The following is a 24,105-nucleotide window of genomic DNA, read 5'->3' as shown; positions in this document are numbered from 1 at the left end:
ACCACGCGGGTCCTCGCGGACGGATGTCCCTCTTCGGGGGACGCCCACCGTCACCAACATTGAGATGGTCCGGTTGAGCTGGGCCGATGCTAGCGTCTCCGGCACGAGACCGATTGGTGCGCGGGCGGGGGGCTGAGCATGGGGAGCGGTGCGCCCGCACACTACGACGACGGCCAGAGCATCAACGTCGACCCGCAGGGCATGTGGACGATCGGGTCGGAGCGAGTCGTCAAACTCATGGGCGATGTCGTCGACTCGTGGGAGCGAATCGGTAACACCTGGAAGAACCTCGAACTCAGTTGGGCCGGCGAGACCGCCGAGGAGGTCCAGCAGTTCAACTATCGGTTGCAGAAATTGCAGTGGGATCTGTTCGGATCGCAGGAACAGGAAACCTACGGGCTGATTTCGCAGGTGTGCGGGATCGCGGCGAGCGCCGCGTCGAACTACGGCGAGGCCGAGAAGACGGTCATCAAGATGTTCGACGAGTTCACCGCCGCCATCCCCGCTGATGACCTGCCGCCCGAGGAGGACGGCGAGGGCGACGGCGGCACGCCTCCACCCATCGATCTCGGGGATGCGTACAACACGACCGAGTCGCCGGTGCACACCCTCTACCCCAACAATCCCGACGCGAACAAGCCGCCGCCGCCGGATAACGAGTGACGGATGGCGAGCGACACCCATCCGGATCCTGACAAACTCGATGCGCTCGCCGCGCAGTGGGAGGCCAAGGCCGAGGACCTCGATCGGTTGCGCCTCGTACCGGCGAAGGCCCTGAACCAGGTCGGCAACTGGCAGGGTAGCGGTCGGGCAGCGGCTACCCGCACGCTGCCCAATCTTGAGAAGAACCTCCGCAACACCGCCGAGTTGTGTCGCCGCTGGGCCCGACGGTTGCGCAAGATGGCGGACGAGATCCGCAAGAAGCTCGAAGAGCTCCGCAAACAGTCGCTCGTCACGATCCTGAGCGTCATCTTCGGACTGCTCTTCGGTTTCATCGTCGGTTTCGCGATCGGCCCGGCGCTTGCCGCGCTCGTCGCGGCGATGGCGCGGGCGGTCGCCGGTCTCGCCACGGCGCTGCGGGCCATCATCAACCTGTCGTTCCAGTTCGGTGTCGGCGCGGCCGTGTTCGGTTCCACCCAACTTGCCGCCGAGGTCTTCGCCCAGGCGATCGCGTCGCACGTCGACGGCAAGTTCGAGATCACCAACGAGAGTTGGATCAGCGTCGGTGCCGCCGCCGGTCTGGGCGGTCTGTTCGGACTCTCCACCCGGGGACTCGGCAAGGTCGGCGGCGGTGGGCCGAAGTCGACCGACGTGCCGACGGTCAAGGGCCTGGACGGCACGAACACCGGTGGCCGACCCAGCGACACCCCCACCCCGGACGTGCGGACCGGTCGCGGCGACATACCGGGCGTCGGCTCGCCGGACGGACCTCCGCTCGGCGCACCACCCCCGTACGGTGCTGTCGGTGGCCGGCCCCCGACGCCGGGCCCGGTCAGTGCCAGTTCGACGCCGCCACCGGTCCGCCCGGTCGGTGGGCGGGGAAACGCCGGTGGTGCCGCGCCGACGCGGACCACCCGACCCTCCACGGTCGACCAACCCCCACCCTCGGCGCTCGGCGGCGCGCCGGCGCGGACCACACCGCCACCGGCCCGCCTCGACGGCCCGGTGAACACGCCACCACCAGCCCAACCGCAACCCCGCGCCGGGGTGCCGCAGCCCGACGGTCGGCCACCGGCGGTCGGCAACGGCAACGCGGCCAGCAGCCTGCCACCGCCCGCCCGCACCACTCCGCCGCCGAAGGCCGACGCGGGTGCGCCACCCGTCGGTTCGCGGACGCCGGGTGGACCGGCGATGGCCGGAGTGGACGCGCCCGCGCCGCCTCCGCGCGCCGTCGCCGCCGATCCTCGGCCGCCGTCGGTGCTGACGCCCGAGCCGGCGCCCGGCGGAGGACGGCCGCCTGCGGCGAGCCCGGACCTGCCCGCGACGCCCGGCGGTGGACGGCCGCCCGCTGCCAGCCCCGACCTGCCCGCCACCCCCGCTGGAGGACGGCCGCCCGCCGCCAGCCCCGACCTGCCCGCGACCCCGGGCGCGGGTCGGGACGTACCCGTCAACGGCCCTGCCCGGGACGTGTCACCGATCGCCCCCGAACCGGTCCGGTCCGGCACTCCGCCGCCGGGCCAGGGCCTGACGGTCGATCCGCCCGTGGCACGGCCCGGTGGCGTCGGCGCGGTGACGGACGTTCCCCCGCCGACTGGCAGACCTGCCGGTACCACTCCCGATGCCACGGTGTCGGTGCCACCGCCCGGCCGCCCGGTCCAGCCGGGTGTCGAGGGGAACCCGGTGAACACGCCCGGCGGCGGCACCATCGGCGGGGCCCCGCGTCCAGGGCGTCCCGTCGAGGGAATCCCGGCCAACCAGGTGGTCGACGTCCCCACGCCCACCCCGAGACCGGCCACCCCCGAGCCGTCCACACCGGTGCCACCCGCCGGGCAGCCCGGCCCACGGGGCAACCTCGCCGCCACCGACCTGCCGGCCGACGTCAGGACCCCGGTCACCACGCGACCACCGCTGGACCGGGCACCCGTCTCTGGCGAGCCGCCGGCGGTCCGGCCGGACACCCCGGTCACGTCACCCCGACCCACCTCGACCGCGACGACCCGGCCGGACACACCCGAACAGGTCCCGGCCGACGTCCTGCCCGGCTCCCGTCCGGGCGGTACCAACGGCGACCAGCCGCCGGTCGTCGGGCAGGGCAAGCCGACCACGGACACCGCCCCGGTGGGCGCGTCCTCGAAGGGCGCGCCGGAGCCGGGCAAGACCAACCCGGTGCAGGCCAACCTCGACGCGCGGATCCGCGACCTCATCACCGAGGGAGGCGGCGGCAAGGGGCAACCCGGGGTGTCGCAGTCCAGCCGGCCGGGCACGCTGACCGAGATGCGCGCGCTGCGCGAACGGATCCTCGCCGACAGCCCCGGCGGGCAGCCCACCGGTGGCAACGCCCTCGTCGTGCAGCGCCTGAACGATCACATCGCCGACCTGACCCCACGGCGGCCCGTCGGCGGCGACGCGCAGGGTGGCGCGGGCCGGCAGTTCAGTGGTCAGCCGGGGGTCGAGACTCCGCTCAAGCAGGTCCCGGTGCCGACGAAGCCCATGCCGGGAGGCCCGCGCCACACCGGGCCCGACGGCATCGACGCGCGGGCCCCCTATCCGGACCCGACGTCCGTACCCGCGGTGGGGCCGAAGGGGCCCGGCGGTCCGCGACCCGACCCGGAGGTGAAAGGTCCGGTCCCGCCACCTGCCGAGGCGCCACCCCCCAGGACCTCGGGCCGCGACCAGTACACCGGCGAGTGGGACTGGCACATCCGTCGGGACAAGTTCGGCACCGAGTTCCTGCTGTTGCAACGTGGACCGGACCAACCGCCGGGTGTGCGGCTCGGCGGATCCAGCGGCGAGCCGCACAGCCCGGGAGGGCTCGGCCGACCGTCCCGGACCGATCCGGTGGACCCCCCCGACCCCGGTGCCGGGCGCCGCCTGGGCGACGGCAAAGCGGTCCGGGACGACCAGTTCGGTGTCTCGTCCAGACCGACGGGAGACGGCCGGGTCAGCGAGTATCCCGCACAGGTCCGGGAGATCAACGGTGAGAAGTGGGTCCGTCTGCCGGACGAGGCGGTGCAGGGCCGGCCCGGTGCCGGCAACCAGCAGTCGTCGGACCGCTGGATGCGGATGCCCGACCGGGACAACCGCGTCCTGCCGGACTCCGGTGGGCGCGCGCCGGAGGGCAGCTTCTACTCCTGGCAGGAGCACACCCCCGGCAAGTCCGCCGTCTCCGCCCTGGACCGGGGCCGGGGGCAGATGGTCGACATCAAGAGCCGCCCCGGCTGGCAGCTCAATCCACCGGAGCCCGCACCACTCGGTGTCACCTCCCGGCCGACTCCGGGGGCGGACATGCCCGGCCCCGGAAACCGGCTCGGCGGCGGGACGACCGACCGTCTGATCAACTCGCTGAAGGACTTCGGGGGCATGTTCCGCCGGGGCGGTGACGCGCCGGCCCCACAACCGCCCTCCGTCGTCATCAAGTCGGCGGGACCGGGCGGCAACACCGGCGGCGGGGTCGCACCGGGGGGCAGGGGTACCACCCCGGACGCGCCGGCCTCCGGCGGAAGCTGGAAGGGGTACGGCGAGGGCCAGCAGCTCGGCGGTCGACCGGCCCGGCCGGACGTCGACGGCAGCCCGGTCCGGCCGGGACAACGGGGCCCGGACGGCGGCGGGACGGGACCGGGCCGAACCGGAGACGTCACCACGCCGCCCCGGTCGACCGACACGCCGACGCCGACGCCGAGGACCGACACCGGCAGCCCGCAACCGGGGCGCTCGGCCGGGGCGGAGGGCGGCGGCTCGTCGCGTACCGGTGGGTCGCAGGGCACGATGGGGATGCGGGATCCGCGCTCCGGCAGCCGTACCGAGACGGTGACCCCGGACCGGTACATCGAGCCGACGGTGGACAACCCGGCCTGGGCCACCCGTGGCGCCCGGGACGTCGGTGACACGCCCCGGGGCGTCGGGGGCGAGACCCGGGCACCAGCCGGCCAGGGTGGTCAACGTTCGCCCTCCGGTACCGAGGGCGCGCCGCCGAGCGGTGCCAAGCGTGTCCCGGACCGCATCACGACCACCGACACCCGGACGCCGGCCGGGTCGCAGCCGGGCGAGGTCTTCGGGGCGCGGTCCGGCCCGACCGCCGCGCCGGGCCCGAGGCCGGCCGGACAGCCCGTTGCGGCCCGCGACAGTCTGCACGGGCAGATGGCGGACCTCCTGGAGGGTGCGGCCAAGCGCGCAGAGGTCAAGCCCGGTGGCGGACCCAAGCCGGGTGATGACGTCAACCTGGGCACGGGGACGCGGGCGGGCGAGAGTTCCCGTACGCCGGGCGACGTCACCACGCCGCCGGGGCAGTCGCGACCGGGTGAGGCGTTCGGGCAGCGTCCGGAGTCGGGGACCCGACGGTTGGAGTCGTCGCCGGAGTCGGAGCAGGTCACGCCCGGCAAGTTGCAGAAAAACCGGCCCGTCGGTGACACGGGACGGCCGGGCGAGACCTTCGGGCAGCGTCCCGAGTCGGGCACCCGGCGGTTGGAGTCGTCGCCGGAGTCGGGATCGGCCGGGCTCGGGAAGTTGCGCAAGGACCGGCCGACGGGCGATGCGGGGCGGCCGGGCGAGGCGTTCGGGCAGCGTCCGGAGTCGGCGAACCGGCGGTTGGAGTCTCCGTCGGAGTCCGCTCCGGTCAAGCCCGGCACGTTGCGCAAGGACCCGCCGCCCGGTGACCCGGCACCGCGACCTGGTGAGCCGTTTGGGCAGCGCCCGGAGTCGGGCACGAAGCGTCTGGAGTCCGCTCCGGGGCCCGGAACGGGACGGACGGACGCGTCGGCAGGGTCGTCGACGCCGCGTACCGGAACGCACGAGCCGTTAACGCCGATCCGTGATGGGCAGTCTGCGCCGACGACCGGACGACCGGCCGGGCCGACACCATCCCAGGTCGCGCCGACCGAGGGCACGCCTGCCGCGACGGTGAAGCCGGAGTCGAGTCCCAGGCCCGAGCCGGGCACCAGACCTGAGTCGACGACCAGCCAGGAACCCGCAACGGCCAGTGGCAAGGCGCCCGCGCCCGGATCGGCAGCTGACCGGCGGGCGCAGGCGTGGGCGAACGCGTCGCCTGCGGAGATCGAGGTGCTGCGGGGCGGGGGCGCGGGCGCCGGGCTGCGCCCCGACCAGCGGGTGAACGTGGTGCTCAATGATCGGATCTCGGCCGAGTACGCAAAAGCGGCGCAGGACGCGTTGCGGGCCGAGCTGGCGGATCTGCGGGGCCGGGTGCGGACTCCGGGTGAGCCGATCTCGGAGTGGGTGTGGCGGGAACAGCGGATCGCGGAGATCGAGTCGAGGCTGGGCGGACGCGCTCCGGAGCCGGTGGACGTGCCGGTGCCGAAGGCGCCTGCGGGTGAGTCGCCTGCTGACCGGCGGACGCGGGCGTGGGCGAACGCGTCCCCTGCGGAGTTGACGGTGTTGCAGGGCGGGGGCGCCGGTGCCGGGCTGCGCCCCGACCAGCGGATCAACCAGGTGCTCAACGAGCGGAACTGGGCGCGGCAGGCGGCCGAGGTCGAGGCGGGTCTGCGGGCGGAGTTGGCGGACCTGCGGGCACGGGAGCAGTGGGGGCAGAACCCGTCCGAGGCGGAGCAGCGGATCCTCGACGGTGCGGGGCTGGGCGCAGGCGTGCGGCCGGATCAGCGGGTGCTGGTGGTGGAGGCGCTGCGGTCGTTCGCGCAGGGCGCCGAGACCTGGCTGGAGGGGCCGAGGGCGGCTGCGGCGGGGGCGGCGCGGACCGCCGAGTTGCGGCGGCAGGTGGAGTTGGCGCGGCAGGGCCTCAACCCGTACGGGGACGGTGGGGTCCAGGTCGTGCTGCACCGGCGTGGCAGACCGGAACTGCGGGCGCTGGAGGTCGACACACCCGGTGCCCCCGCCACCACGCGGGTGGAGCCGGACGGGCTGGAGTGGTTGTGGCGGGATCAGCGGATCGCCGAGCTCACGTCGGCGTTGGGTGTGCGTTCCGAGGTGTCGTTGCCGAGGCCGCCCACGGGTGAGTCCGCTGCGCAGCGCAGTACGCGGGCCTGGAAGGAGGCGTCGCCCGCGGAGTTGGAGATCCTGCGGGGTGGTGGTGCGGGGTTCGGGTTGCGGCCGGATCAGCGCGTCAACCTGGTGCTCAACGAGCGGAACTGGGCGCGGCGGGCGGCTGAGGTCGAGGCGGGTCTGCGGGCGGAGTTGGCGGATCTGCGCGGTCGGGTGCGGACGCCGGGCGAGCCGATCTCGGAGTGGGTGTGGCGGTCCCAGCGGATCGCGGAGATCAGGTCGGCGCTCGGCGAGCAACCGGTCGAGGTGTCGGTGCCCAGGTCGCCTGCGGGTGAGTCGGCTGCGGAGCGGACCGCCCGGGCGTGGGAGAACGCGACTCCCGCCGAGACCGAGATCTTGCAGGGTGGTGGTGCGGGGTTCGGGTTGCGTCCCGACCAGCGGGTGAACCTGGTGCTCAACGAGCGGGCCTGGGCGCGGCAGTCCGAGCAGCGGTTGCGGGCGGAGTTGGCGGACCTGCGGCGGCAGGTGCGCACGCCGGGTGAGCCGATCTCGGAGTGGGTGTGGCGCTCCCAGCGGATGTACGACATCCAGGTTGCGCTGGGTGACCGTACGCCGGAGCCGGCACCAGTATCGAGGCCGTCCGGTGCCGGCCCCCGTCGAGTGGAGAACCCGACGCCCGCCGAGCAGGAGGTGTTGGCCGGTCGGGGTGCTGGCTTCGGGTTGCGGCCGGACCAGCGGGTGAACCTGGTGCTCAACGAGCGGGCCTGGGCGCGGCAGTCCGAGCAGCGGTTGCGGGCGGAGTTGGCGGACCTGCGGCGGCAGGTGCGCACGCCCGGTGAGCCGATCTCGGAGTGGGTGTGGCGGTCGCAGCGGATCGCCGAGATCCAGTCGACGCTGGCCGGGCGTACGCCGGAGCCGATCGTCGTACCGGTACCGAGGCCGCCAGCGGGAACGTCGACCGCCGACCGGAGTGCGCGGGCGTGGGAGAACGCGACGCCTGCGGAGCGGGAGGTCCTGCAGGGCGGGGGTGCCGGCTTCGGGCTGCGTCCCGACCAGCGGGTCGACCTGGTGCTCAACGAGCGGGCCTGGGCGCGGCAGAGCAAGGCGACCGGGGTCGAGACGCCGACGACGCTGCCGCCGGAGCTGGCCCACCTACAGGCGCGTACGCGGCGGATCACCGATCCGTCCGAAGGGGAACAGCGGATCCTCGACGGTGCGGGTCTGGGCGCGGGGTTGTCGCCGGGACATCGGGTGCTCACGGTCGAGGCGCTGCGGTCGTTCGCGCGGGGCGCCGAGACATGGATGGAGGGCCCGACGGCTGCTGCGGCCGGTGCGGCCCGCATCGCCGAGCTACGGCGGCAGGTCGAGCTGGCGAGGCAGGGCCTCAGCCCGTACGGCGACGACGGGTTCCGGGTCGTCCTGGACCAGCAGGGCCGCCCGAGCCTGCGGTCGCGCGAGACCTCCGGCGCTCCCACCGGGCAGGTGGAGTGGACCGTGCCGGGGCAGGTCCGTGAGCCGGCGCCCCAGCGCCCGGAGAACGTGGTGGTCGGCGAGCACGACGTGTTGCCGCCGGTGACCGAGGAACCGGTGCGGCCGGTCGAGAGTCCGTCGGTGATCCGCGAGCGCCCAGGCAGCGGCGAGTCGGCACCCCCGGTGCAGACGATGGAGCGTCCGCCGCTTCCGACGGTGGAGCGCCCGTCGGTGCCGGAGCGGCGGATCCTGGCGGGTCAGCGTCTCGGCGAGGGGCTGTCACCGGCGCGGCGGGTGCAGACCGTCGAGGCGCTGCGATCGTTCGTGCAGCAGACGCGGACCCGCATCGACGACCTCACGGCGGCAGGCGGTCCAGCAGACCTGCGGCGGGCCACCCGGCTACGGCAGCAGGTGGAGGCGGCCGAGCAGGGCCTCAGCCCGTACGGAGATCGGGGCGTGCGGGTGGTGCCCGGCCGGGACGGCCGACCGGAACTGCTGCCACCGCGTGAGGTACGCGGCCTGCCGCTGACCGGGGCGGAATGGAGGGTGCTGGCCGGACAGGGCGCGGGCGAGGGCCTCTCCTACGACCAGCGGATCGACCTGGTGGTCACCGAGCGCAACGCGGCCTGGCAGACCGAGCAGTTGCGGGTCGAGTTGGCGCAACTGCGGGACCGGCAGCCGCTGCCGGACGAGCCGACGTCGGATCAGGCGTGGCGGACGCAGCACATCGCCGACCTGGAAGCCATGGTGGGCGCCTCGGCCGGTGACCGGACGGCCCCGCCGGTGCGGACGGTCGCCCCGGTCCGGCAGCCACCGCAGGCCGGGGTGTTGACCGAGGCCGAACAGGAGGTGCTGGCCGGTCGGGGCGAGGGCCGGGGGCTGCCGTTCGACCAGCGCATCGACCTGGTCGTCGGCGAGCGCAACTGGGCCTGGCAGACCGCGCAGGTGCAGGCGGAGTTGGCGGAGCTGCGCGCCTGGGACGCCCTGCCGGGCGGCTCGGTCTCGCAACGGATGTGGCGCGCGGACCGGATCGCCCATCTCGAAGCCGTGGTGACCGGCGAGGTCACGCACTCCCGAGACGAGCAGCCCGCGCCACCGGTGCCGGTGTCGGACGGGCCCCCGTCGGTGCCGCCGGTGGTCGCCCCGTCCGCAGGAGAGCAGCGGATCCTCGACGGCGAAGGGCTCGGCGCGGGTCTGTCGCCGCTGCGGCGGCGGGACGTGGTGGAGGCACTGCGGTCGTTCGCGCAGCGCGGTCGGGCGGAGCTGGACGACCTGGTCGCCGCAGGCGCGGACGAGGCCCGGGCCGGACGGCTCCGGCAGCAGGTGGAGGCAGCCGAGCAGGGGCGCAGCCCGTACGGCGACCGTGGCGTCCGGATCGTGCTGGACCGGGACCGGCAACCGGTGCTGCTGCCCCCGCGTGAGCTGCCCGGCCCGCTGACCGAGGCCGAGTGGACGGTGCTGCGCGGCCGGGGCGAGGGCCGTGGGCTGACGTACGAGCAGCGCGTCACGCTCGTCATCCAGGAGCGGGCGGCGGCGCGGCAGGCCGAGGAGGTCCGGCAGGCCGAGGAGGTCCGGCAGCGGCGCGAGCTCGACCAGGCGTTGCGGACGTGGCAGGCCGAGCAGGAGCGGAAAGCCCGCGAGGAACAGACCGCAGTGCGCGCGGCTGCCGTCCCCGAGGGATACCAGATCCGGCACGAGCAGGCCGACACCTACCGGCTCTATCGGGGCGCGGCCCCGACGTCGGCGGAGGACGCGGGCGCACCGCTGGTGGCGGGTCGGGAGGCGTTGCGGGTCGACCGGTCGGTGACCGACATGAGGGTGGTGGGCCGGTACCTCCGTGCCCTGGATCCGGCGGTCACCCGTCGGCAGCAGGTGGAGGTGCCGCGCACCGGGCGGCGGGTGACGCCGGAGAAACTGCGGTCGCTCGTGGAGCGGCACCTGCCGGCGGGGGCGGTCATGGCCGTACCGGTCGGTCAGGTGACCGCCGGAACGCCGGTGCCGTTCCCCCGGCTGCCCGGCGGTGCGTCGGCGGACGCCGGCTGGTATCTGGTCGACGCGGACACCACCCTGAGCGACAGGGTCCGGACCCGGCCGATGGCCGCCGGGCACACCCTGGTGGAGTACCCGAACCTGATCTGGATTCGCCCGCCCGGCGCCCCGGAGTCGGTGATCACCGGGTTCCTGGCCCGCCCAGACAACGCGAAGACGCTGGTGCTGGTCGGTGCGCCCGGGGAGAACCCACCCGGCGAGGTGTGGGACGAGCTGAGCACGTATCTGCGCGGCCTGCCGGAGCAGCGGTTGAGCCGGCTGGAGATGAAGGATCTGGTCGCCGAGCGACCCGACCGCCACCTGCCGGAGGACCGCCGGTTGGTCGAGTACCACGAGGCGGCGCGCCGGATCGGGCACAATTTCACCGGTAAGCCCACCTTGGAGGCCAAGGAGGAGCTCTGGGCGTACCTGTCGGACACGCTCAACCCGACCGGGCCGGGACACGTGCCGGTGCCGGAGTTCGATCCGACACTCAACGCCCCCGGCCGTCCTGGCACTGACAAAGGCCATGATCTGCACGGTGGCTTCGAACATCGTCGTTGGCGTCTGCTGCTCTCCGACAAGCTGGACACCTGGCAGGCCGTGGTCACCACGATGCGCCACGAGTGGGAGCACGTCGAGCAGTACTTCCTGATGGCCCGCTACCTGGCGGCCACCCACCGCACGGTGGCGGACCTGCGGCGGCACCTCGCCGTCGAGGACGACCGGGTGCTCCAGGCCGCGCTGGACGACCCGGCCGTGCCGGGCACCGACGACCACGAGTACGGCGAGCAGTTGTACCGGGGGAGGCTCGGTGCCGATCGGGGGGCGACCGAGGCGGTGGAGGCGCGTCGGCGCGAGCTGTACCGGGTGTACAAGGACACCGTGCAGCGCAAGCGGGCCAACGACGCAGACCCGGCCCGGACCCTGCGCGGTGGGGCCGAACTGGCGCTCCAGACGATCCGTGCCAACGCCGCGTACGCCGCCTCACTCGTCGAGTACGCCGCGCTGCCTCTGGAGGGCCCGGCGATCGAGCGGGAACGGCAACTGGACCGGCTGTTCGCCTGGGACACCATGCCGGACGCGGTGCCGGTCGGCGTCGCCACCGGACCTCGGCCCGGCCGTGCGGCAGATCGTGCCGGCGCGGCTGGGGTCGGACCGGCACCGGACGAGTCCGCCGAGGTCACCGCCAGCCCACCCGTGCCGGCCGAAGCCGCCGTGGCGCTCGCGCCGACGAATCCGCTGCTGGACCACCGGCTTCTCGTGACCGCCGACCGCGAGCTGCACGAGGCGGTACGCGAGCTGGTCCGTGCCGACTACGGGCGGCTCTCCGGCAGGTCGGGAGAAGCCGCGCAGCAGGACGGCTGGCGGAACCTGGCGAACCTCGTCCTGCGGCACGCCGGGTTGCCCGAGCTGGGACCCGACGGCCTCCACATCGGTCAACCGGCCGAGGGACACCTGGGCGGATTCGACCGGCGGTCGTGGACGATCGGGCTCGCCGACGGCTCCGTCGAACACCTGCTCCGTACGCTGATGCACGAGCTGGTCCATGTCGAGCAGGTCACGCTCGTCGGCCGGCTGCCGGCGGGCCGCCCCGACGGCGTCGCGCTGGATTCGCTCGTCCACGACGCCCGGGTCCGTGACGAACTCTCCTCGACAGCGGTGGATGTCGGTAGCCCTGGGCACAGCATCGCCGGGTGGATGCGGCCGGAACTGGAACCGCAGGGCGAAGCTCGGGCGACAGAGATCATCGCCGCGGTGGGTGCCGCGCAGTCCCGCATCGACGTGACGCCGACACTCCTGCACGAAGTCGACCGCCTCGGCGGGTTCAACGCCGGAGTCCGTGGCCGATTGGCGCGGGGCCACGACGGCGTGCTCCGACACTTCGCCGAGGCGATGACCCGATACCTGAACCTGCCGCTGGAGGCTCAGGCACACCTCGTGCAATTCGACTTCGACTCCGACGGTGTGGCGCGGGACTGGCGACGGGAACCGCAGGCACAGGTGCCGCCACTTCCGGGGTACGTCGTCGAGGCGATCGTGGCGGGCAGCGTCGTCCGTCCGCAGGGCGTCGTGGTGACACCGCCACCTCGGCTCGCCCATCCCGGTCGTCCACAGGTGCTGATCCACCTGACCGACCTCGGCGACGCCGAGCAGGTGCTGCCCGAGCTGGCGTCGTCGCTGCCCGCCCACGCGTTGGTGGAACTGCACGGCGCGCCGGGAGGCCGGCTGTTCACCGTCGAGGAGTTGGCGGTGCTCTCCTCGGCGCTCGACGACGGCCAGCGGCTGATCGTCGCCCCGGACCTGGTGGCACCCGCCGGTGAGTTCGCCCGTCACCTGCTGCCGTTCTCCCGGACGCACGCGCCGACCCTGGCCCCGTTCGCCGCCTACTACCTGCTCCACCCGAGTTCGCGGCCACCGTTCCTGCCGATGCCCTTCCCGTACCTCATGCGGAATGTGGGCGTCGGGACCTTCGAGCTGTATCCGGGTTGGCATGTGGTCGCGGTGGGCGACCGGGCCTGGATCGGCCCGGCCGACGGGCAGCCCGACCTGACCGGTGTGCCACACGCGCGCGTGGTGATCGGCAGCCCCGGCCAGGAGACGCCGTGGGCGGTGGTCAGCGCCGGACTCTGGCTGGCCCGGATCCTGGCCGGTCAGGTCGGGGCCACCGTCGACGAGGGCTTCGTCCACGTGTTCCGACCGGCGATCGCACCCGCCGACACTCCGGCGGCCGTCACCGACGACGTGCTCCACGCGGTCGAGGACCGCGACCGTGAGCTGGTACGCCTCGCCTTCGGCGCGGAGTACGTCCCGGCATCCGGGAGTGCCGTCGGGGTCCCGCACCTCGACAGGAACCCGTTCAGGCTGGTGGAGTCCGCCGACTACGAGCTGTACTACGTGGTGGACGCCCTGCTCCACTTGGCCGGCGTCGGACCGGTCGCTCCGCTCGTGGCACCGTCGCGCGCGGTCGACGCGCTGACCGGGTTGGCGGACCGGCTGGGCCTGAGCGATCCGGCCGAACCCGATTCCGGCGCGCTCGCCGCCCGGCGTGCCCTGCTGGCGGCGGGACGACTGGCGGCCGTCGCGTACGGTCCAGGTGGCCTGACCATGCCGAGACTGCGTGCGGCGTGGCACGTGCACACGACGGCGGGAGATCCGACGCATCCTGCCGTCACCCGGGCGAGGACGCTGGTCGAGCGGGTCGTTCCCGCACGCCACGTCCAGGACCTGGACCGGGAGCTTCCGCTGCTCGTGATGCGGGTGCTGGAGCCGGTGGCGATGTCGGGCGGCTCCCGGTCGGCGCTCGGCCCGTCCTACGATCGGTCGGGCGAGTGGCTGATCCGGATACTCCAAGGTACGAGGGCGACCGATGACGGGGCGGCGACCCTCTGGTGGCCCGGTGCGGACCTGAGCCACGTACCCCTCAAGGTCTGGGCGGCACTGCCCATGCTTGCCGAGATCGACGACGTCCTGGTGGTGGGTTACCAGGCAGGCCCGGACGGGCTGCCGCTGCTCGACGGCCGACCCGCCGCCGACCACCAGGTCCTCGGTGGTGCCGCCCTGCTGGCCCAGCTCGGTGACACGCTGCGTACCGAGCTGAACGGCGGTGACCCGAGCCGGCAGCGGGTCTTCCTGACGCCGCTCGTCGACGATCCGGCGGTCGAGGAGTCGCTCGACGGGCTGCGGACCGACCTCGCCGCGCTGGACAAGCGGCTGGGCTGGGGGGTACGACTGGCGGCGTCGGTGTCGACCGGGATGGACGAGACGGATTCGGCCGGCGGCGATCCGGACGACATGGAGATCACCGCGAGCCCGCCCGATCCGGCGGAGGAGCCGGTGCGGGTCGGGTCGTGGCCGCCCGTCCTCCTGTCGTCCCAGGCGTTCCCCCTGCTGCACGAGCAGGTGGCCATCGTGTCGCCCGAGTCGTCACCGTCCGGCTCGCGCGTGACCTCGCGGGCGGTGTCTCGGGCGGTGTCGCCGTCCGGCTCGCGGGCCGTGTCGCCGTCCGGCTCGCGTACCGTCCCCGCGTCCGTGAGCGCGACGGAGGCACCGGATGAGCCGGTCGCGCGGGCGATGGTGGCCCTGGTCGACGCGTATGCGCCGGGGCGTGCGGAGCACGACTGGGAGGTGACCGCGCCACAACCCGGCGGACCGGTGCCACGTGGCCCGCTGGCCGACCTCTTCACCGTCGAGGCGCTGTCCGGTTGGCCGGCTGGTGTGCTGCGCGCCGGGGTCGTCCTGCGTCCGGTCGGCAGCACCGGGGACCGGCGGTTCCGGTTGGTGGTCCGGGCCGAGACGGCGGGTTCCTACCGGCACCTGGAATCGGATGGGGACGTTCACCGGTACGGAGTGCCACTGCTGGTGACGGTGCGGCTGGAACACACCGGCCCGGTGCCGGTCGGGCCGCTGCTCGAGTCCGCGTCCGAGTTGCCGCAGTCGCGGGCGGTGCTGCTCGATCAACGGGTCGCGGTGACGGACGAGGTGCTGCGGCAGCCGGGAGTGCGGATCCGGCGCGGCGGCGTGGAGCAGGTGGCGGCGCTGCCCGGCGGCCCGGACGAGACACTGGAAGCGCTCAGGCTCGCAGCGCTGCGGGTGCCCGAAGGAGCCGCGCTGCCCGGGCAGGTCGTGGTGGCCGGGATCGCGGCATCGGTGCGGGTGTTGCAGGACGCGGTGGTGGCCGAGCTGACCTCGGGCCGGTGGGCGGAGAGCTGGTCGGCGCGGACCCGCGCCGGTGTGCGGTCCCGTTCGGTGCTCGCCGATCCGGTCACGTTGGACGGGCTGTCCCACGCCCTGTCCGAGCCGGGGTTGGTCGACGCGCTGCGCGGGCAGCCGGTGGCGGTGGGCCCCCTGTCGGTCGGGCTGGCGGCGTTCGACGGGGTCCGGCTGGGTCAGGTGACCCGAGCGGGTGCTCCGGAGGTACGCGTCCGGGCGGGCCTGCTGGTGCAGGTGGCGCTGCGGGAGACGGTTCGACCTCCGGCGGGTCCGGCCGGGTCGCCACCGCCTTTGGCGTTCCGCCTGGACGGGGCGGTGGAGCTGTCGATGCCGCCGGAGTTGGCGGATCAGATCCTCGATGTGCGTACGCCGCCGTACGAGGCCGAGGCGCCCCCGGCGTATCAGCGGGCCGCGGCATCGGCGTGGGGTGTGAGCGACGAACAACAGCGGCTGCTGACCGACGTGTCGGGCGGGCCGGGAGCCTGGGACCGGCTCCTGGAGAGTCAGCCGTTCGGGTTCGACGGCCCGGCGTTCTGGCGTCTGGCGGGGCTGCTGGAGGTGATCGACGAGAGCGGTCGGGTCCGGGATCGGTCGCGGTTGGCCGGGCTGGCGCGATGGGTGCAGGTCATCGAACGGGTGCCGGACCCGTCCGAGGTCGAGGCGTTGGCCGTGGGGGCGGTGCTGACGCAGACGCGTGCGGAGTTGTCGGCGGCGGAGAACGCCCTCCAACGGGCCGGAGAGGTGCTCCGCTCGTCGGCGTACCAGCATCGGTCCCTGGAGACCGAACTGCGCGGCCTCGACCGTCGGATCGCACGGTTGTCCGCGACGGTGACCGACGGCGCGGCGGCGTCCGAGCTCGCCACCCTCCGCCGGGAGCGCGACAGGGTCACGAACGCGTTGCCGGCTGCCGTCGCGCATGAAGCCCATGCGTTGGACGAGTTGAGCCTGCGACGCGACGTCGACGCCCGGCTACGGGACGGTCTTGAACGTCTTGTCGCCGATCCGTCGGGGTCGGCACGGCTGGCGACCGTCCGGCGGGCCTGGTTCGCGATCGCCATCGAGCTCGGTGTCGAGCCGGGTGCCCTCGAAGTGATGAGCGGTGAGGTCGCTGCGGTGGCGGTCGGGCGCGGTGACGCCTCGCCGACGGAGTTCCTGGCCGACCTGCGGCAGCGGCTACGGCCGCTCGGGGTGTTCACCGACAACGACCTGGCGCTGCTGGCCGGCCTCGGTCGGCGGATGGCGCTGGGTCCGTCCGACGTACCCGCCCTCGCGTGGCTCAACGACCGGGGTGTGCCGCTCGAGTTGGTGGACGGCCTTCCGGACGAGTTGGCGAACACGACGGTCACCTGGGCCTCGAAACAGCACCTCCGGGGCGACGACCCGGCATCGGTGGCCCGGGAACTCGGTCTGGCGGGCGCACCGGCGCTGAACGGGCTCGTCGACGTGCTCCGGGACGCCGCCGTGGCGGCCCGGCCGGTGGGTCGCGCCACGCAGCCGTCCGGGGACGACGATCGTGGCCAGTGGTCGGAGTCGATGCAGGACTGGTGGTCCGCCCTGCTGATGATCCGTGACCTGGTGGACGTCGTGGTACGGCGTTCGCCGGTGCCGATCATGAACGCTGAGCAGGGTGCGGCGGTCGCAGCCGGGGTGCTCCGGCTTGCCCAGGAACTGGGCTTCCGGACGCCTCGGCACCTCCTGCGGTATGCCGTGTTGAGTGCGCGGCTAGGCTTCCCGGTCACGACGCTCTCCGCGTACCTGCCGTCGCGGCACATGCGCCTGCAGGTGTACCGGTTGCTCGGCAACCTGCCGATGGCCGAGATCGAGGAGTTCCTGACCGATCTGGTACGGCATCGGCCGGTGGACCTCCAGCAGGGCGGGAACGTCTCGGTACCGCGCCCGGTGGGAGAGCGGGAGGCAGCCGCGTGGGCCTCCCGGTTCGGTGTGTCGGCCGACGCCATCCGGACGGCGGCAGCGAGTCCCCTGGTGGACCTGCCTCGCCTGGTCGGGTTGGCCGACCAGATGGGGTTGGCGGGCGAGCAGGCGCAGTGGCTGTGGACGGTGACGTCGCAGATTGGCCGGTTGGCGGCCGACCTGCCGAGGCTCGCGTACCGGGCGGGTACGCTGCCGCAGGTCCTGCTCGAATGGAGTTGGCGGATGGACGCCGACCCACGGGACCTGATGCCGTTCCGGTCGGCGCTACGCCTGGTGGCGGCCCCGGACGCGTCGGTGACGTACGCCGACCGGCTCACCGTCCAGGAACTGGTGGCGCACCTACAGAGCACCGTCGCTCACGGGATCGAGGCGTGGTGGTGGGTCCTGTGGGTCGGCGCGCACACGCCGTCCAGCGAGGGGCCTGACGGGCTCACTCCCGGCGAACTGCTGGACCGGATCCGGGCGTACCCGACGGGGATCTTCGAGAGCCCGGGGACAGAGAACGCGTCCGACCTGACCCAGATGGTCGCGGACCTTCCCGAGGACTACACCGCCGGTATCGAGCCGCTCTCGTCCCTGCCGACCGAGCGGAACGCGGACCACTGGTTCGGCGACTGGTTCGAGGAGCGTTTCGCCGTACCCGAAGGCTCCATCACCCGCGACATGGCGAGCCGGCCGTGGCTGAACCATCTCGCGGTGCTCGACGACGCACGCAGGCTCGGGACGGAACCGAGCGAGGCCCTCGATCATGCACGGCGGACCGGTGGCGGTGATCTGACCGTGATGCGGTCGGACGAGCTACCGGACGCTTTCTCCACCCCTGCCCTGACGGACCTGACCCGCCGGTGGGACCTGCGCCTCTACCAACTCGAACCGGTGATGCACCTGCTGGACCACGGCACAGCGGCCATTCCTGCCGACGAGTTGCCGGGACGTCTGCTGGCCCAGGTCTGGGGATCGGTGGAGCGAGTCCCGGCGAGCCAGTCCGCAGCCGTCCTGCCGATTCGGGCCCTGGCGGACATGGCCCTGTCCGCCGACACCTGGCCTCCGATGACCGCCGGTGACGATCCTCGGCTGCTCCGGTGGATGACCGGTGTGACGGGCCTGGACTGGACGACGGACACCGACCCTTCGCGGGCGACCACTCTGCGGCACCTGATCGAGGCCGGATATCTGACCGCACTGGGCAACCTGGCTCGCAGGGTGGGCCTGCCGCAGCACGAACGGGCGGCGCTCGCGAGCCGGCTGCGGATCAGCCAGGAGTGGGTGACGGCGCTCAGCCTCCGGATCGGCTCGGTGCCGACGCGCATCGTCGAGCAGGCCGCCCTGCTGGGCGTGGCGGACCCCGCGCGCCTGTTCGCGCTCGCCTCCCTGCTCGGCGTCGACCCCCGCATCCTCGGCCCCGACGACGATCTCGGACGACTCAACGGCACACCCGGATCGGACCGCCTCGGTGCGGCGGGCGAGGTCGCCGCCTCGATCCGGGCCCGGCCCGACTGGCCGACCCGACGGATGCACGGCACCCTGACCGACGATCTGTTCCGGGTCGTGCAGTCGTCCGAGGTCGCACCGGCCCAGGTGGTGACGCTGCTGCGCAGGCTGCCGCAGCTCCTGAACGACGACGGTTCGTGGCTCGGTCTGCCTCGGCTGCTGAGGATCGCGGTGCGGCTGGGCGGGCGGCCTGAGCCGGTGGCGCTGTACGCCAACACGAACCGGCCGCCGTTCGTTCCCGGCCGCCCACAACCCACCGACGAGCAGGTGATCGCCGCCTACCAGGAGTGGACGGAGCGCCTGCGCGACAGGTACGGGCTCGACCCGATCGACGTGTGGCGGGTGTGGAACGGCGACGGTTCCGCGATTCTCGCGCGGGGCGATGTCGCCGAGATCCGCCTCGCGGCGATCCAGCACGCGGGCGACGATCTGGCGGGAATGACGAGCCGCCTGGCCGCGAACACCGGTCAGGACGTGTTGGATGCCATCGAGACGGTGACACGCGGATCAATCCGTGGTGCCCGGGTGCCGTTCCTGCCGGACGTCGCGGTGCCCGACGGGGTGCACATCAGGTTCAGGGTGCGCCAACTGGCGGATGGACCGCGCGCGCGGCTGGCGAGGATTCTCGACGGTGTTCCCGGTGCCGCCTTCCAGCAAGGCGGATTGAGTTGGGACCACGTCAGCTTCACGTTCGCCTCAGACGGCGGTGGCTGGGCAGACCTGACGAAGGTGCTGAGAGCCTTCGGACCGAATCCCGGCAATCGGCCGCGCCAGGTGCACGTGGACGTGCGTCACGGGTACGGAACGGACCGCGCCGCCTACCTCCGACTCGCGCACCTCTACTACTCGCACAGCGACGTCCTGACCACCGCCGGAGTGGCACCCTTCGACGACCTCGACGTCTATCGCGCGCAGTTGAGCCTTCCGCAGTTCCCGACGTACGAGCACTTCCTCGCCTACCACGGCGCTGAGCGCGGAGCGTTGTGGATCGGCGCCGCACCGCGATCCGGCGACGTCATCCGGTTCAGGACCGGGATGGACGCGCCAACCGATCCCGGCACCGTCCAGGCGCGCGTGTTGATGATCGCGGAACTCGTCCGGTCGGCCCGACGCCCGATCGAGGACGCCGCCCTCTGGGCCCGGCAGTTCGAGCTTCCCGGGGCCCGCCGTCGTGCTCGCGATGGCGGCGCCGCGCGGGAGCTGGGAGCCGACGGGCGCTGGCTGGCCTCGCTGCACGCCGATCCGGCACTACGGGCCCAGGCTGCCCTGCTGATCCTGGCCGGTAGGGACGAGCCGTACCAGTACGGGTCTTCCCGACCGGCCGTGCCGGGGCTGGGTCCGGTGTGGTCCGATCCCGTCGTCACGTCCGCGTCCGCCGCGACGTCGGTGGCGTCGAGCCCGGCCCCGGTGGACGACGACGGCGACGTGGAGATGGACGGCAGTCCGCCCGACCCGACCGAGGCGCCGGTGGCGGTCGGATCCTCGCCGCCCGCGCTCGTACCGTCCGCAGCGTTTCCCCTGGCGTACGACCAGGAGAGCCTGACCGCACCGGATCCGGCGGTGCCGAATCCGGCGGCGGAGACGGCGACCCGCCTGGTCCGCACGTACGTGCGGAGACTCTCGCGGAGCCGCTGGGAGGTGGTCGGTACGCCGGGCCGATCGGCCGAGCGGTTGACCGAGCTGCTCTCCACCGAGCGCCTCAAGGACCTGTCTCCCGCGCAGCTTCGAGCCGGTGTGACCATGCGGCCGAGTCGTTCCGGAGAAGGCGGTGACGAGCGGTTCCGGTTGGTCGTGCAGACCGAGCCGGCCGGTGCCTACCGGCATGTCGAGTCGGCCGACGGTGCGCACCGATACGCGTCCTCGCTGCTGGTGACGGTGCGACTGGAGCACACCGGGCCGGTGCCGGCCGGGAGCACGGGCTCCGAACCGGTCACGGATCTGCCGCAGACCCGCGCGGTGCTGCTCGACCAGCGGGTCACGGTGGCGGACGAGGTGCTGGCGCAGCCGATGCCCCGGACGGCTCCCACCGGCGTCGAGCGGGTGCCGGCGCTGCCCGATGGCCCGCAGGAGACGCTCCGCGCGCTCGGCTTACGGCCGCAGTCGGTGACCGGGCACGACGTGCGGAACGGACAGGTCCGGGTCAGCGCGATCGCCCCGACGGCGGCGCGGACGCTGCATGACGCGGTGGTCGCGGAACTGCGCTCGGGTCGTTGGGCAGTGCACCGACCGGCGGGTGCCTCGGGTGGCGTGCGGGACCACCCGGTGCTGGCCGACCCGGCCGGGGTGGACGGGATCCATCACGCGCTCTCCGCGCCGGGACTGACCGCGCTGCTGCCCGGTGCGCTCGGCGGACCGGGCGCGGCGGCGGGTCCGCTCCGGGTCGAGCTGGCGATGTTCGGCGGGGTGCGGCTGGGCCGGTCCGGCCGAGGCGAGACCGCGCGCGAGCGGATCCGGGTCGGCCTGCTGGCGCAGGTGACTCCGGCGGGTTCGCCGGACGCGTCACCACTGGCGATCCGCCTGGACGACGCGGTGGAGCTGTCGGTGTCGCCCGACACCGCCGACCGGATCCAGCGTGACGCCCGTCCCCTGCACGAGGAGTCGCCCACCTACGAGCGGAAGTCACCGTCGGTGTCGGGGCTGAACGCCGAGCAGCAGGCCATGCTCACCGACGCGCTCGGCGGCTCCGACGCCTGGGACCACCTGCTGAGGAGTCAACCGAACGGGTTCGACGGCGCCGCGTTCCTGCGGTTGGCCGGGGCGCTGGCGGTGCTCGACGAGAACGGTCAGGTCGCCGACGCTGACCGGCTGAACCGGATGGTGCGCTGGGTGCAGCTCATCGAGCGGGTGCCGGAGCCGTCCCAGATCGAGCCGCTGGCGTTGGCGGCGGTGCTGACCCAGGCGCGCGCCGCGTTGGCGCACGCGGAGGCCGAGCTGGTCCAGGCCGAGAAGACGCACTGGTCGGCGGAGTACCAGCACCGCTACTGGCAGTCCAAGGCGACCGGCCTCGACCAGAAGGCGGAAGGTCTCCGGGGTCACGCGGAGGAACTGCGACGTCGGGTGCACCCACACCAGGAGTCGCTTCCCGACGCTGCGGCACCGGTCACGCGACTCGCCGACGTGCAGGCGGAACTGGCGACGGTGTCGGCGGACGTCGACAAGGTGCGCGCCGCGTTGGCCGGCGCCGCCGATGAGAGACGTCGTGCGGCGCGGGAAGTAGCCGCACTTCGCATCGAGGTCGCCGGACTCCGCCGGGAACTGGCGTCGCTGCGCGCGAACCCGTCGAGTGCGGTGCAGGTGCCCGTGGTCCGGCAGGCATGGTTCGCGCTCGCCGTGGAACTCGGCGTGGACCCGTACGCGCTCGAGGTGTTCGGTGGCGTGCTGGCCGCGACGATGGTCGGGCGGAGTGAGATCGCGGCCGGGGAACTGTCGGCCGAGCTGCGACGGCGGCTACGTCAGTACGGGGTGCACACCGACAACGACCTGATCATGTTGGCGGATGTCGGCAGGCGGCTGATCCTGGATCCGGCTGACCTACCCGTCCTGCGGTGGCTCAACGACCGGGGCGTGTCGTTGGAGTTGTTGGAGGCGTTGCCGGCCGACCTGTTGGTCACGGCCTTCAACTGGGCGTGGGAGCAGCATCATCGTGGTGATCCGGCTTCGGTGCCGGAACTCGGCCATCGCGAATCCGGTGAGCCGGACGGTTGGCCCGCTCTGCTGAGCGGTCGCCTCGGCTTCCCGATCACGTCGCTGCTGGCGGACTCGTCGTCCCGGCACCTGAAGCTGCTGCTCTACCGGATGCTCAGCGACCGACCGATGGACGACGTCAGCAGGTTCCTCGACTCGCTGACGCCGCCTCCGTCGTACCGCAGCGTGCCCCCGGTCAGCGAGGAACAGGCGGCCCGGTGGGCGGCCCGGTTCGGGGTGACCGCCGACGAGGTGCGGGTCCTGGCCGCGAACGCCTGGGCCGACCTGCCCCGCATGGTCGGTCTGGCCGAGCGGATGGCACTGGACGACGGCGAGGCGCACTGGCTGTTCGACCTGACCCGCACGATCGGCCGGGTGGCCACCGACTTGCCGAGACTGGCGTATCGGATGGGCGTGCGGCCGCAGGTCGTGCTCGAATGGAGTTGGCGGATGGCGGCCGACTCGCGGGACCTGATGCCGTTCCGGTCGGCGGTGCGTCTGCTGCCGACCACTCCGCCGCCGGTACCGGCGGAGAACCGGCTCCCCGTCGCGGAACTGGTGTCGAACCTTCGGGACAGCCTCGACACCGTGACCGACGCGCCGTGGTGGGCGTTGTGGATCGCCACGCACACCCCGTCGACCCTGGGTCCCGACGGACTGACGCCGGGAGAGCTGTACGACCTGCTGGGTGAGGAGACGCAACACGTCTTCGTGTATCCGGGGACGCTGAGCGCGGTGAACCTCCTCGACCGCATCAGGGATCCGTACCGGCCCCTTCGGGACTACGCGGAGATCAGCCCGTTGCCCGCCGAGCGGGCCGCCGACCAGTGGTTCGCCACGTGGTTCGGTGAGCAGTTCGGCGTTGGTGAGATGGTCATCCACCACGACCTGATGAGGCGGCCAGGTCTGGACCACCTCGCGGTACTCGACGAGGCCGCCAGGATGGAGGTGGAGCCGTCCAGGCCCCTCGAGTACGCCCGGTGGTCAGGCGGCGGGGACCTGGCAGCGACGCGTGCGTTCGGGTTGCCCGCCGGCGAGCCCCAGGCCGGGCTGATCGAGTTGGCCACTCAGTGGGGCGTGCACCTGCACCAACTCACACCGATCGTCCCCGTGCTGCCTCGGGAAGCCGATTTCTGGGCGCAGGGTGTCGAGCCGGTCATGACGAGCGTGCTGACCCGGATCTGGGGCGGTGCGGAGTCGATCCCGGCGGACAGCTATGAGGCGACGAACCTGCTGCTGACCTTCCTGACCGACCAGGGGATCAGGGCGGATCGCGATTGGGTGTCCAGCGCCCATTCTCTGCGGGGGCTGTGGCTCACCTGGCAGTGGGGACTGGACTCCACTGCGGAGACGGAGAGCTTGAGACTCTTCGACGAGTTGTCCTCGGAGAGTAATGGCAGTTACCTGGAACTGCTGCGAGAACTCGCGAATCGGATGAACCTGTCTAAGCTGGCACGAACGGCGTTGGCCGACCGGCTGGGGATCAGCACGGGCTGGGTGGACGCCTTCAGCCTCCGGATCGGGACGGTGCCCGACGGGGTCGTCGACCAGGCCCGCCGCCTGGGGGTGACCGATCCGGCCCGGCTGTTCGCCCTCGCCGCCATGCTCGGCGTCGACCCGAGGGTGCTCGGACCCGAAGACGGTCTCGACCGGCTGAACGAGGACTCCGGCGACGCTCGCTTCGATGTCGCGTACGACGTCGCCACGTCGATCCGGGCCCGCTCCGACTGGCCGGGGCGGTCGTCGGGCGACACGATCACCGATCGGCTGTTCCGGTTGGTGAAGCGGTCGTGGACCATCCCGTCGAACCTTCCGACCCTGCTCAACGACGACGGCAGTTGGCTCGGTGTCGACCGGTTGCTGGAGGTCGCAGAGCGGCTGCACACTGCACCGGAGTCGGTGGCTCTGTACGCGAACACCCAGCGGCCACCGGCCGTGTCGGGCGATGGGCAGCCCACGACCGAGCAGGTGGTCACGGACTACCAGGCGTGGGCGGAGTCCGTATACCAGAAGTACGCCCTCGGTCCGAAGCAGCTCTGGCGGGTCTGGAACCGGGAGGGCACGGCGTCTCTCCACCGTTACCACGTCCGCGCGATCCAGGCCGCCGCGCTGGCGTCCGCAGAGCCCACCGAGGCCACCGAACTGTTCGACCGGTTCACCGCCGGTGCCAACCCGCTC

Annotated in this window: 2 protein-coding genes (1 of these 2 cut by a window edge); both read left to right on the top strand. The window is 73.0% G+C overall.

The window, feature by feature from the left end:
* Positions 1–138: 138 nt before the first annotated feature.
* On the top strand, positions 139–663 hold the full coding sequence (locus ACFYTT_RS08170) for a hypothetical protein (RefSeq protein WP_176092454.1): 525 nt from the start codon (positions 139–141) through the stop codon (positions 661–663).
* Positions 664–666: 3 nt separating this feature from the next.
* Positions 667–24,105: the 5' end (the start) of a hypothetical protein gene (locus tag ACFYTT_RS08165; protein ID WP_387258117.1), read on the top strand. 28,074 nt of this gene lie beyond the right edge of the window; only the first 23,439 of its 51,513 coding nucleotides appear in the window; its start codon is at positions 667–669; its stop codon lies off the right edge, out of view.

Source organism: Micromonospora sp. NPDC003816 (assembly GCF_042874705.1).
Lineage (GTDB): Bacteria > Actinomycetota > Actinomycetes > Mycobacteriales > Micromonosporaceae > Micromonospora.
Note: the sequence above shows the minus strand (reverse complement) of the source record. Positions and strands in the feature narration are given on the sequence as shown.

Coding starts and splice junctions, on each gene's coding strand:
- ACFYTT_RS08170 (WP_176092454.1), top strand. CDS start 139: ATGGGGAGCGGTGCGCCCGCACACTACGACGACGGCCAGAGCATCAAC.